Genomic DNA, 12117 nt, shown 5'->3' with positions numbered 1-12117 from the left:
TGGAGCGGGTGAAGGGAATCGAACCCTCGTATTCAGCTTGGAAGGCTGCTGCTCTACCATTGAGCTACACCCGCGTGGGCCGCCGGATAGCACGGCCCCGTCGCCTTGAGAAGGCGCCGCGCACGACATCGTTCGGTCGGGACGACCGCCGGGAGGTTCGTGCGAGGATGGATGCTTGGTGGGGGAAGTAGGACTCGAACCTACGAAGCTTACGCAGCGGATTTACAGTCCGCCCCCTTTGCCGCTCGGGACATTCCCCCAAACAGCGTGGCCCGCCGGGCCGCGCGACGTCCTTATGGTGAGGGGGGAGGCGGGTGTCAACCGGCGAGATTCCCACTGCTCCCTGCCCTCTCGCCCCACCGTTCTTCAGCTCGTGGGCGCGAGGTCGCAGATGCGGAGCTGGGCGCGCTCCGCCCCGCGCCAGCGGTCGCAGGCGAGCGTGCCGGCCACGTGGAACTCGCGGCCGATACCCTCCAGAAGAGCGCGGCCGAGGGGCCCTTGCGCCGCCCGGAAGCTGATCGCCCCGAGGGCCTGCCCGTCGCGGCTGCGCAGGCGGGCGCGGACGTGCCCATTGCCGACCACGCCCGCATCGACCACGCGATGGCGCGGCAGGGCGAAGACGGGCTCCGGCGCCCCCTGGCCGAAGGGACCGGCGCGCTGGATCAGGCGGACGGTCTCCGCGGTCGCTCCGCCGGCGCTGAGGCTGCCGTCGACCAGCAGGGCGTCGACGGCCCGCGCGGCGCCCACCGCCGGGGCGAGGATATCGCGCAGGTGCCGCTCGAAGGCCGCGAGGCCGCCCTCCCCCAGGGTGGCGCCCGCCGCCATGGCGTGGCCGCCGCCCTTCAGGGCGAGGCCGGTCTCGACGCCGAGGCGCACCGCCTGGCCGAGGTCGACGCCGAGGATCGAGCGGCCCGAGCCGGTCGCGGTGCCGTCCGGCCGCTGCGCGAACGCGAAGGCGGGGCGGCCGAACCGCTCCTTGAGGCGCGCGGCGATCAGCCCGACGATCCCGGGGTGCCACTCGGTCGAGGCCGCGACGAGGATCGGGCGATCCGGGTCGTCGGCGAGGGCGCGGTCCATCTCCGCCTCGGCCTCGGCCACAGCCAGCGCCTCGATGGCCTGCCGCTCCCGGTTGAGCCGGTCGAGCTCCGCCGCGATGCGGGCCGCCTCGCCCGGGTCATCCGTGGTGAGCAGGCGGGCACCGAGCCCGGCATCGCCGATGCGCCCGCCCGCGTTGATGCGGGGCCCGAGCAGGTAGCCGAGGTGCCAGGCCTCCGGGGCCTCGCTCAGCGCCGCCGCATCGAGGAGGGCCGCGAGGCCTCGCCGCCCCCGCCCGCGCATCACCGCGAGGCCCTGGACCACGAAGGCCCGGTTGAGGCCGACCAAAGGCACCACGTCGGCCACGGTGGCGAGCGCCACGAGATCGAGGGCGTCGGTGAGGACGGGTTCGCGGCGGTCCTGGAAGAAGCGCTCCCGGCGCAGGGTGCGGTTGAGGGCGACGAGGGTCAGGAAGACGATCCCCGCCGCGCAGAGGTGGCCGAGGCCCGACAGGTCGTCGAGCCGGTTCGGGTTCACCACGGCGCGGGCCGGCGGCAGCTGCTCGGGCGCGCCGTGATGATCGAGCACCACGACGTCGAGGCCGATCTTCTGGGCGACCTCCAGCGGGCCGTGGCCGGCCGTGCCGCAATCGACGGTGACGAGGAGGCTCGCGCCCCCCTCGGCGAGGGCCCGCACGGCCTCGGCATTGGGGCCGTAGCCCTCCGTGATCCGGTCGGGGATATGGATGCGCACCGGCACCCCGAGATCGCGCAGGTAGCCCGCCATCAGGGCGGCGCTCGCGGCGCCGTCGACGTCGTAGTCGCCGAAGATCGCCACGGTCTCGCCGTGGCGCACCGCGCGGGCGAGGCGCCGGGTCGCCGCCTCCATGTCGAGGAGGCAGTCCGGGTCCGGCATCAGGTCGCGCAGGCGCGGGCGAAGGTAGGCCTCCGCCTCGACCGGCAGGACGCCGCGCCCGGCGAGCACGCGCGCGAGCAGGTCCGGCAGGCCGTGGGCCTGCGTCATCACTGCCGCGTGGGCCTGGATGGCGGGAGCCTCGCAGCGCGCGCGCCAGGGCCGCCCGAGGATCGAGGCGGTGACGTCGAGGAAGGCGCGCGGGTCGGGCATGGCGGCAGCGGCGGACACGGGGGCCACCATAGCCGCATCCGGCGGCCCGCGCTGCGGCGCGGCTGCGACGCCTCGGCCCCAAAACGCGTGGGGGCGGGCGCTCCGAGCGCCCGCCCCGCGGCCGGACCGATTTGCGGACCGTCAGAGGTTCTTGAGGATCGAGTCCACGACCTTCTTGGCGTCGCCGAACAGCATCATGGTGTTGTCGCGGAAGAACACCTCGTTCTCGACGCCCGCGTAGCCGGAGCCCATGCCGCGCTTGATGAACAGCACGGTCTTGGCCTTCTCGACGTCGAGGATCGGCATGCCGTAGATCGGCGAGGCCTTGTCGGTCTTGGCGGCCGGGTTCGTGACGTCGTTGGCGCCGATCACGAAGGCGACGTCGGCCTGCGGGAACTCGCCGTTGATGTCCTCGAGCTCGAACACCTCGTCGTAGGGCACGTTGGCCTCGGCGAGCAGCACGTTCATGTGGCCCGGCATGCGGCCCGCCACCGGATGGATGGCGTACTTCACGTCCACACCCTCCTTCTTGAGGAGGTCGGCCATCTCGCGCAGGCTGTGCTGCGCCTGCGCGACCGCCATGCCGTAGCCCGGCACGATGATGACGCGCTCGGCGTTCTTCATGATGTAGGCCGCATCGTCCGCCGAGCCCTGCTTGACGGGCCGCGTCTCGACCTCGCCGCCGCCGGCCGCGGCGGTGTCGCCGCCGAAGCCGCCGAGGATGACCGAGATGAACGAGCGGTTCATCGCGTGGCACATGATGTAGGACAGGATCGCGCCCGAGGAGCCGACCAGCGAGCCGGTGATGATCAGCGCGAGGTTGCCGAGGGTGAAGCCGATGCCGGCCGCGGCCCAGCCCGAGTAGGAGTTCAGCATCGACACGACGACGGGCATGTCGGCGCCGCCGATCGGGATGATGAGCAGGCCGCCGAGCACCAGCGACACGAGCACGATCAGCCAGAACGCCGCCTTGCTCTCGGTGCCGATGAAGATCGCGAGCAGCGCGACGAGGGCGATGGCTAGCGCGATGTTGATGGCATGGCGCTGGGGCAGGATGATCGGCTTGCCGGACATGCGCCCGTCGAGCTTGGCGAAGGCGATGACCGAGCCCGTGAAGGTGATGGCGCCGATGGCCACGCCGAGGCCCATCTCGAACAGGGACTGCCCGTGGATGTGGCCGCCCTCGACGATGCCGAAGGCCTGCGGGGCGTAGAGAGCGCCGGCCGCCACCGCCACGGCCGCGAGGCCGACCAGGGAGTGGAAGGCGGCGACCAGCTGCGGCATCGCCGTCATCGGCACGCGCTTGGCGATCACCGCGCCGGCGCCGCCGCCGATGCCGAGGCCGAGCAGCACCAGGATCCAGGCGCCGAAGCCGGCCGGCGGATGGCCGACCAGGGTCGTCAGGATCGCCAGCCCCATGCCGATCATGCCGTACAGGTTGCCCTGCCGGGAGGTCGTGGGGTGGGAGAGCCCCCGCAGCGCCATGATGAACAGGACGCCGGAGACGATGTAGAGAAGGGACGAGACGTTCTCGGACATCGCCTCAGCCCTTCTTCTTGTACATGCCGAGCATGCGCTGGGTGACCAGGAAGCCGCCGAAGATGTTCACGCTGGCGAGGATGATGGCGATGAAGCCGAAGAACCGCGCCCAGCCGGTGCCGTGCTCCACGAGGGGCACGCCGGCGGCGAGGATCGCGCCGACGATGATCACCGACGAGATCGCGTTGGTGACCGACATCAGCGGCGTGTGCAGGGCCGGCGTCACCGACCAGACCACGTAGTAGCCCACGAAGATCGCGAGCACGAAGATCGCGAGGCGGAACACGGTGGGGTCGACGGCGCCGTGCGTGGCGGCGGCGACGCCGTGGCCGAGGCCGTCGGCGATCGACTGGGCCTGGTCGGCGGCGTTGCGGGCGGCGGCGGCGGCGGCGCGGGCCGTGTCCGCGAGCACGCGGGTCTGGTCGGCCGCCTGGTCAGCGGGAAGGGTAGCCATCGGTTGTCGTCCCCCTGATCAGGCTGCTTTGGGCTGGAAGGAGGCGTGCACCACCGACCCGTCGCGGGTGAGGTTCGTCGCCTTGACGAGTTCGTCGTCCCACTTGATCGCGAGCGCCTTCGTCTCCTTGTCGATCAGGGTCTCCAGGAAGGCGTAGAGGTTGCGCGCGTAGAGGCTGGAGGCCGTGGCGGCGAGCCGGCCCGGCACGTTGAGGTGGCCGACGATCTTCACGCCCTTGTCCGTGGTGACGATCTCGCCCGCCTTGGCACCCGCGACGTTGCCGCCGCGCTCGACCGCCAGGTCGATGAGGACCGAGCCCGGCTTCATCGAGGCGACCATCTCCTCGGAGACGAGCTTCGGGGCGGGGCGGCCCGGGATCAGCGCCGTGGTGATGACGATGTCCTGCTTGGCGATGTGGCCCTTCACGAGTTCGGCCTGCTTCGCCTGGTACTCGGCCGACATCTCCTTGGCGTAGCCGCCCGAGGTCTCGGCCTGCTTGAACTCGTCGTCCTCGACGGCCACGAACTTGGCGCCGAGGGACTCGACCTGCTCCTTGGTGGCGGGCCGCACGTCCGTGGCGGTCACGACGGCGCCCATGCGGCGGGCGGTGGCGATGGCCTGGAGACCGGCGACGCCGACGCCCATCACGAAGACGCGGGCCGCCGGCACTGTGCCGGCCGCCGTCATCATCATGGGCATCGAGCGACCGTATTCGGAAGCGCCGTCGACCACGGCGCGGTAGCCCGCGAGGTTCGCCTGGGAGGAGAGAACGTCCATCACCTGCGCGCGGGTGATGCGGGGCATCAGCTCCATGGCGAAGGCGGAGACACCCGCCTCGGCCATGGCCTGGAGCTCGGCCTCGTGGCCGTAGGGGTCCATGATGGCGACCACGACCGTGCCGGGCTTGAGGAGCTTCAGCTCCTCGGCCGCCGGGCGGCGCACCTTGAGCACGAGGTCGGCGTCGCGGGCCGCTTCCTCGGCCGAGGCGGCGAGCGTCGCGCCCACGGCCTCGTACTCGCTGTCCGGAACGCCGGCCTTCAGCCCGGCTCCGGACTGGACCACGACGTCGGCCCCGAGGGCCATGAACTTCTTGACCGTTTCCGGCACCGCCGCCACCCGCGGCTCCGCGGCATCGACCTCCGACAGCACAGCGATGCGCATGCGGGAACCCCCTATCGATTGACCGCAACCGAATGCGCGAAGTCCCACGACTTTTCGAGGCAGGCGATCCGGTTGGGCTGATGGAAACGGTCTAAATGTAACTCCCGGTCGGTGAGGCCGGAAGCTCAGGCGAAGGCGAGATAGAGCGCGAGGAGCACGCCGACAACGAAGGGGGCCTTCCAGCCGATGCTCGGCGAGAGCGCGCCCAGGGTGCCGGCGCCGGCCGACAGCACCACGCCGACGATCGCGGTGATCCAGGCCTCGCGGACGCCGCCGACGGCGAGGGCGAGGACCCAGCAGATCACCACGCCGGTCGCGATCTCAACGAACCGAACGAAGCCCCGATAGGTCTGCTCGTGGGTGCTGCCGTCCATCGCCGGGCTGTAGGGCACCCCAGAGGATACGGTCTTCGTCTCGGCCATCGCGCGCTCGTTCCCTAGACGTCATCTCATTGAGGTCGAGCGGATTTAACGCAAGCATTGCCGTGTCGCAATCGGCAACGGCCCGCCGCCTGCCTGCGCTCAACCGAATTGCGCGCGGCCGCGCGCCGGGACGGCCGCGCCCATTTCAGGCCGGCTGCGGCAGCTCCACGGCCGACAGCGCCTCGGCCTGCCGGGCGGCCAGCGCGTCGAGCGAGAAGCTCTCGATCTCGGCCTCGAACAGCCGGTGATAATTCAGCTCCGAGCGCAGGTGCAGGAACACCGCCCCGAGCCCGACCGCCGCCCGGTCCATGAAGACGAATTCCTGCGGCACCGTCACGGGGCCGCGCTCCTTCAGGGCCTGGTGCACCTCGAAGGCCTGCCGCCTTCCGTACTCCCCGGGCTTCACGCCGTCCGCCACCGTGCGGGTGCGGTCCTCCAGGAGGGGCCCGTAGATGAAGCGCGCCCAGATGTTGAGGATCTCGATCAACTCGCGATTGAGGTTCTTGAAGCCCCACACCTCGTAGGCGTGGACGATGCGCGGCTCGTCGCCGGTGAGGAGCCCGCGGTAGAGGTCGACCACGCCGCCCACGAAGCGTGGATGGAAGATGCGCACGCAGCCATAGTCGAGGAGGTTGATGCCCTGGGCCTCGCCGCCCTCGGTGAAGACGGTGTAGTTGCCGAGGTGGGGGTCGCCGTGGATGACCGCGGCGCGGCTGAAGGGGTGCCACCACGCCTTGAACATCGCCTGGGCGATGCGGTTGCGGATCTCGACCGGCTCGTCCGAGAAGCTGAGGATGCGCTCGCCGTCGAGCCAGCCGAGGGTGAGGAGGCGCCGCGTAGAGAGGTCCGTGTGCACGCTCGGCACCCGGACAGCCTCGATGTCGCGTAGGACCGCACCATAGAGCGCGGCGTGCTTCGCCTCGCGGGCGTAGTCCAGTTCCTCCCGCACCCGGTCGCCGATTTCCTTAGCGATCTCACGGGTATCGAGCCAGGAGTTCATGCGGCGGTGGAGCGCGAAGGCTGCGCCGAGCTGCTTGAGGTCCGCCTCCACGGCCGATTGCATGTCGGGGTATTGAAGCTTGCAGGCAAGGTCCTGGCCGTCCAGGGATTTCGCCCTGTGGACCTGGCCGAGCGAAGCGGCCGCGGCGGGCTTCAGGTCGAAGGCCGCGAACCGGGTCTGCCAGTCGGCCCCGAGCTCCGCCATCATCCGCCGCTTCACGAAGGCCGCGCCCATGGGGGGCGCGTCCGCCTGGAGCTTCTGCAGCTCGGCGGCGTACTCGGGCGGCAGCAGGTCCGGCACGGTGGCGAGGAGCTGCGCCACCTTCATGATCGGGCCCTTCAGCCCGCCCAGCGCCTGCGCGAGGGCGGCGGCGTTGGTGGTGCCCTCCTTGCCGAACAGCCGCGCGCCGGCCATCCGGGCGGCGACGCCGCCCACGTTGGCGCCGACCCGGGCGTAGCGGCTCGCGCGGGCGGTGAAGCGGTTCGCTTCGCGGTCGGTCTCGGACATGGGGCAGGACTCTGTCGGGGCTCCGTCAGCAGATAAGCCGCGCCCGGCCCCGCACCAGGGCGCTGGGGCGCGGCGCCGCGGCCTGCCTTCGGGCTCAAGCCGGCCAGTTGTCCCGGATCCAGCGGGTGAGGCCGGCTTCGTCGATCTCGCCCGCTGTGAGGCTGAGGATGATGGCCGTGGCTTGGGCCGGGTCCGGCCGGAAGGCGACGTCGTTCAGGCGCAGAAACAGCATCATCGCCACGAAGGCGATGCGCTTGTTCCCGTCCACGAAGGCGTGGTTGCGCGCGAGACCGAACGCGTAGGCGGCCGCGAGGGCGGCGAGGTCGCCCTCCTCGTATCGCCAGCGGTTGACGGGTCGTTCAAGCGCCGAACCGAGGGCGTTCGCGTCGCGGATGCCGGGGGGGCCGCCGAAGCGCTTGAGCTGCTTTTCGTGCGCGACGGTGACCTCCTGAAGGGTCAGCCAGCGTGGCTCGCTCATTGGGCGAGGACCCGGAGCGTGTCCTTGTACTCCTCCATGATCTCCTCGACCGCGGCCATCGCTTGGTCGAAGTCCGGGTCGTAGGGCGTCAGGCGCACGCCGCCGTCCGGCAGCTCGGTCACGTGGAGCCACTGGCCCTGCTGGAGATTGAGCTTCGTCAGCAACTCCCGCGGCATGATCAGACCGGTCGAGTTGCCGATCTTCTTAACTTCCAGTTTCATCGCGAGCCTCGCCGGTTGTTATACGTCCTGTATAACATCGCGCGGGGCCCGCACCAAGGGGCGCTCAGCCCTGCCCCTCCATGGCCTCGAGTTCGGCGATCATCCCCTCGATCATCGACAGGCCGATTTGCCAGAAGCCGGGATCGCCGGCATCGAGGCCAAAGGGCGCGAGCAGCTCGCCGTAGGGCTTCGAGCCGCCGGCGGAGAGCAGGGCGAAGTAGCGGTCGACGAAGCCGTCCTCCGCGCTCGCGTAGACGCCGTAGAGCGAGTTCACGAGGCAGTCCCCGAACGCGTAGGCGTAGACGTAGAAGGGCGAGTGGATGAAGTGCGGGATGTAGGCCCAGAAGGGCTCGTAGCCGGCGTCCAGCCGGATCGCCGGCCCGAGGGACTCCGCCTGCACCGACATCCAGAGCGCGTTGATCTGCTCCGCCGTCAGCTCGCCCTCGGCGCGGGCGAGGTGGACCTTCCGCTCGAAGGCGTAGAAGGCGATCTGGCGCACCACGGTGTTGATCATGTCCTCGACCTTGGCGGCGAGCATCGCGCGCCGCTGGATCGTGTCCGTGGTGGCGGCCAGGAGCCGCCGGAAGGTGAGCATCTCGCCGAAGACGCTCGCGGTCTCGGCGAGCGTGAGGGGCGTCGGGGCCATCAGGGCGCCGTTCGGCCCCGCCAGCACCTGGTGGACGCCGTGGCCGAGCTCGTGGGCGAGCGTCATGACGTCCCGCGGCTTGCCCTGGTAGTTCACCAGCACGTAGGGGTGCGCGGAGGGGACGGTCGGGTGCGCGAAGGCGCCCGGCGCCTTGCCGGGGCGGGTCGGGGCGTCGATCCAGCGCCGGTCGAAGAACTGCTTGGCGATCGCCGCCATGTCCGGCGAGAAGGCGCCGTAGGCGTCGAGCACGGTGTCACGGGCCTCGGTCCACGGGATGGTCCGCTGCTCGACGCGGGGGAGCGGGGCGTTGCGGTCCCAGTAGGGCAGCGCCTCGACGCCGAACCACTTGGCCTTGAGGCGATAGTAGCGGTGCGACAGGCGCGGATAGGCGGCCTGCACGGCCTCGACGAGGGCGCCGACCACCTCGGGCTCGACGCGGTTGGCGAGGTGGCGGGCATCCGCCACGTCCTTGAAGCCCCGCCAGCGGTCCGAGATCTCCTTGTCCTTGGCGAGCGTGTTGGTGATCAGCGTGAAGATGCGCAGGTTCGCCCGGAAGACTTCGCTCAGGGCGGCCGCCGCGTCCTGCCGGACCGTCCCGTCCGCGTCCTGCAGCTTGTTGAGGGTGGGCTCCAGCGTCAGCTGCTCCCCCCGCACCGTGAAGCGTAAGGAGGCGATCGTCTCGTTGAACAGCCGGTCCCAGGCCGCGTTGGCGGTGACCGACTTCTCGAGGAAGAGCTTCTCGATCCGGTCCTCGAGCTGGAACGGCTTCTCCCGGCGCAGGTCCTCGATCCAGGGGGCGTAGTGCGCGAGCGGGCCGCCGGCCATGGCCGCGTCCATCGCCGCGTCCTCGACGCGGTTCATCTCGAGGGCGAAGAACAGCAGGTCCCCGGAGGCGGCGGTAAGGCGCTCGCGGGTGTCGCCGTAGAACTTCGCGCGGCGCTCGTCGGTGGTGTCGCCCGAGTAGACGAGGCCCGCGTAGGACATCAGCTTGCCGAGCAGCTCCTCGATCGCCTCGTAGGCGCGCACCGCCTCCCCGAGGCGCTCCGAGGCGTCGGGGCCGGTGGCCAGCGCGCCGATCCGGCCGGCGTAGCGCGTCGCGAAGTCCCGGCAGGCGGCCTCGGCGCGGGCGAGGTCGTCGCGGAACTCGGGCGCGTCGAGCCCGGCATAGAGGTCGGAGAGGTCCCACTCGGGCAGCACGCCGAGGTCGACCGCGCGGGCGGCGGCCCGGGCCGCCTGCGTTCCCTCCGCGCTGCGGGCGGGCTCGATCATCGCGGCGGCTCGGCTCGACATGGATTTGAGTTTCCTTCCCGCGGCCATGGCGGCCGCACCTTCGCCCGCGGCCGCTCCAGCCGCACCCTTCGCACGCGGATCGCCGGCGCGCGCCCCGCACCCCGTCATATCGAGCGCGACCACCCCGCGATCAACAGAGGCGGCTGGCGCATTCGATGGATCCCCGCCCCTGCGGACAAGGGGTCACAGCCCAGGAAAACCGGGCAGCGTCGTTAAGCGGGGCTTTACGCTCTTCAGCCACCCTGCGGATCGAAACGAAACAGGTGAGCCGGCCGCGCCGGCCCGGGGCCTTGGCCCGGGGCCGGGTGGATCGCGCCGCCGAGCCCTCGAGGGATGCCCGCATGTCGACAACGGTCCTCATCGTCGACGACGATCCCGTGCAGCGCCGCCTGGCCGAGGCCGCCGTGCGCCGCTTCGGCTTCGAGGCCCGGGTCGCCGAGAACGGCGAGGAGGGTCTCGCCCTGCTGCGGGCCGAGAGCGGCATCGACGTGGTGCTCCTCGACCTCGTGATGCCGGGCGGCCTCGACGGGCTCGGCGTGCTCGCCGAGATGCGCAAGGGCGGCCTCGACACGCCCGTGATCGTGCAGACCTCGAACGGCTCGATCGACACGGTGGTGACCGCCATGCGGGCGGGCGCCGTCGACTTCGTGGTGAAGCCCGCGGGCGCCGAGCGGCTGCAGGTCTCGATCAAGAACGCCCTGCGGGTCGACCAGCTCGAGGAGGAGGTGCGGCGGATGCGCCGCCGCGCCTCGGGTTCGCTGACCTTCAAGGATCTCGCCTCGAAGAGCCCGGACATGGACCGGGTGATCCGCCTCGCGGAGCGCTCCGCGAAGTCGAACATCCCGGTCCTCATCGAGGGCGAGTCGGGCGTCGGCAAGGAGGTGCTGGCCCGGGCGATCCAGGGCTCGGGCGACCGGCGCGGCAAGCCCTTCGTCACGGTCAATTGCGGGGCGATCCCCGAGAACCTCGTGGAATCCACCCTGTTCGGCCACGAGAAGGGGGCCTTCACGGGCGCCACCGAGCGCCACGTCGGCAAGTTCGTCGAGGCCTCGGGCGGCACCCTGTTCCTCGACGAGATCGGCGAATTGCCCCTCGACGCCCAGGTGAAGCTGCTCCGCGCCCTGCAGGAGGGCGAGGTCGACCCCGTCGGCGGCAAGCGCAGCGTGCGGGTCGACATCCGCCTCGTCTCGGCGACCAACCGCTCGCTCCTCGACCTCGTGAAGCAGGGCCGCTTCCGCGAGGACCTCTACTACCGCCTGAACGTCTTCCCGATGACCCTGCCGCCCCTGCGGGCGCGCCGCGAGGACATCCCGGACCTCGTCCGCTCGTTCTGCGCCCGCTTCGCGGCGGAGGAGGGCAAGCGCATCCGGGCGATTACCCCGGAGGCGATGGCGCTGCTGACCCGCTACGGCTGGCCCGGCAACGTGCGCCAGCTGGAGAACGCCCTGTTCCGGGCCGTGGTGCTCGCCGACTGCGACGAGCTGACGGTGGCGGAGTTCCCGCAGATCGCCGCCCAGGTGCAGGGTTTCGACGTGCGCATCCCGCCGGCCCCGAGCCAGCCGATCGTCGCCGTCAACGCGCCGGAGCCGGTGCGCGAGATCGTCCGCGTCGAGGTGCGCGATCCCCACGCCCTCTCCCTCGTGGTGGAGGACACGGGCGAGATGAAGCCGATGGATGCCCTGGAGGCGGAGATCATCCGCTTCGCCCTGCAGTTCTACCGCGGCCGGATGTCCGAGGTGTCCCGCCGCCTTGGAATCGGCCGATCGACGCTCTACCGCAAGCTCAAGGACCTCGGCCTCGACGGGGACGAGAAGTCCGAGGACGCCGCCGCCTGACGCGCCCCGCGCGCCGTGCGATTGCGCACGGCTGCGCTTGAGACGATAATCATACGAAGGGTTTGGCCGCCGCGCGGCCAGTTCCCGGAGGGACCGGACATGGGCGTCTCGCGCTCGCGTATCGCCGCCTTGGCGGCCCTGCTCGCCGCCGGCACCGCCCTGGTGCCGGCCCCCCGCGCCCGCGCGGAGGGCGGCGCTGCCGGTCCCGCCGCGGCCGCTTCCCCCGCGGATGCCGGCGCCCGCACGATCTCGCTCGACGAGCCCGCCCCCGACGCGGGCGGCGCCCGGTCGGAGGAGACGGGTCCGGCGCCGGCCGCCGACGCCGCGGCTCGGGACGGGCTGAGGCGACGGGTCATACCAGATCCCATTGGTCCCTTCCGGGTGGCGGGGCTGGGGTTCGCTCC

General features: G+C 71.3%; 10 protein-coding genes, 2 tRNA genes and 1 pseudogene. 2 read left to right on the top strand and 11 right to left on the bottom strand.

Annotation, left to right across the window (positions count from 1 at the left end; translation table 11 throughout):
• From ACLBXP_RS14260 to ACLBXP_RS14210, 11 genes are all read right to left on the bottom strand, one after another.
• A tRNA-Gly gene (locus ACLBXP_RS14260) sits at positions 1 to 74 on the bottom strand.
• A 102-nt stretch (positions 75 to 176) separates the two neighbouring features.
• A tRNA-Tyr gene (locus tag ACLBXP_RS14255) sits at positions 177 to 260 on the bottom strand.
• 106 nt (positions 261 to 366) lie between these two features.
• Entirely contained in the window at positions 367 to 2190 is a 1824-nt protein-coding gene (gene recJ, locus ACLBXP_RS14250; RefSeq protein WP_447668387.1) for a single-stranded-DNA-specific exonuclease RecJ, read from the bottom strand.
• A 111-nt stretch (positions 2191 to 2301) separates the two neighbouring features.
• Complete coding sequence (locus ACLBXP_RS14245) at positions 2302 to 3699, bottom strand: NAD(P)(+) transhydrogenase (Re/Si-specific) subunit beta (RefSeq protein WP_447668386.1); 1398 nt, start codon at positions 3697 to 3699, stop codon at positions 2302 to 2304.
• Between the two features lie 4 nt (positions 3700 to 3703).
• Positions 3704 to 4153 carry a proton-translocating transhydrogenase family protein gene (locus tag ACLBXP_RS14240; RefSeq protein WP_447668385.1) on the bottom strand — a complete coding sequence of 150 codons (450 nt, stop codon included), beginning with the start codon at positions 4151 to 4153 and terminating at the stop codon, positions 3704 to 3706.
• Between the two features lie 18 nt (positions 4154 to 4171).
• The gene (locus ACLBXP_RS14235) at positions 4172 to 5314 is read right to left on the bottom strand and encodes a Re/Si-specific NAD(P)(+) transhydrogenase subunit alpha (RefSeq protein ID WP_447668384.1); all 1143 of its coding nucleotides are present in this window, start codon (positions 5312 to 5314) and stop codon (positions 4172 to 4174) included.
• A 125-nt stretch (positions 5315 to 5439) separates the two neighbouring features.
• Complete coding sequence (locus ACLBXP_RS14230) at positions 5440 to 5736, bottom strand: aa3-type cytochrome c oxidase subunit IV (protein ID WP_447668383.1); 297 nt, start codon at positions 5734 to 5736, stop codon at positions 5440 to 5442.
• Positions 5737 to 5881: 145 nt separating this feature from the next.
• Positions 5882 to 7243 carry an ABC1 kinase family protein gene (locus ACLBXP_RS14225; protein ID WP_447668382.1) on the bottom strand — a complete coding sequence of 454 codons (1362 nt, stop codon included), beginning with the start codon at positions 7241 to 7243 and terminating at the stop codon, positions 5882 to 5884.
• Positions 7244 to 7337: 94 nt separating this feature from the next.
• Positions 7338 to 7721, bottom strand: coding sequence for a type II toxin-antitoxin system death-on-curing family toxin (locus tag ACLBXP_RS14220; RefSeq protein ID WP_447668381.1), 384 nt, complete (start codon positions 7719 to 7721; stop codon positions 7338 to 7340).
• Positions 7718 to 7942 (bottom strand): AbrB/MazE/SpoVT family DNA-binding domain-containing protein, encoded by a 225-nt coding sequence (locus ACLBXP_RS14215; RefSeq protein ID WP_447668380.1) that lies wholly within the window; start codon positions 7940 to 7942, stop codon positions 7718 to 7720. The genes ACLBXP_RS14220 and ACLBXP_RS14215 overlap by 4 nt, the downstream gene beginning before the upstream one ends.
• A gap of 64 nt (positions 7943 to 8006) precedes the next feature.
• Positions 8007 to 9878, bottom strand: a complete 1872-nt coding sequence (locus tag ACLBXP_RS14210; RefSeq protein ID WP_447668379.1) for a M3 family oligoendopeptidase — start codon at positions 9876 to 9878, stop codon at positions 8007 to 8009.
• 341 nt (positions 9879 to 10219) lie between these two features.
• Between ACLBXP_RS14210 and ACLBXP_RS14205 the strand changes: the two genes are divergently transcribed.
• Both ACLBXP_RS14205 and ACLBXP_RS14200 read left to right on the top strand, forming a co-directional pair.
• Positions 10220 to 11713 (top strand): sigma-54-dependent transcriptional regulator, encoded by a 1494-nt coding sequence (locus tag ACLBXP_RS14205; protein ID WP_447668378.1) that lies wholly within the window; start codon positions 10220 to 10222, stop codon positions 11711 to 11713.
• Positions 11714 to 11812: 99 nt separating this feature from the next.
• Positions 11813 to 12117 (top strand): annotated as a pseudogene (locus tag ACLBXP_RS14200) (hypothetical protein); the annotation flags it as partial.

The organism is Methylobacterium sp. A54F (assembly GCF_053346035.1).
This window is presented reverse-complemented; position numbering and strand designations above follow the sequence as displayed.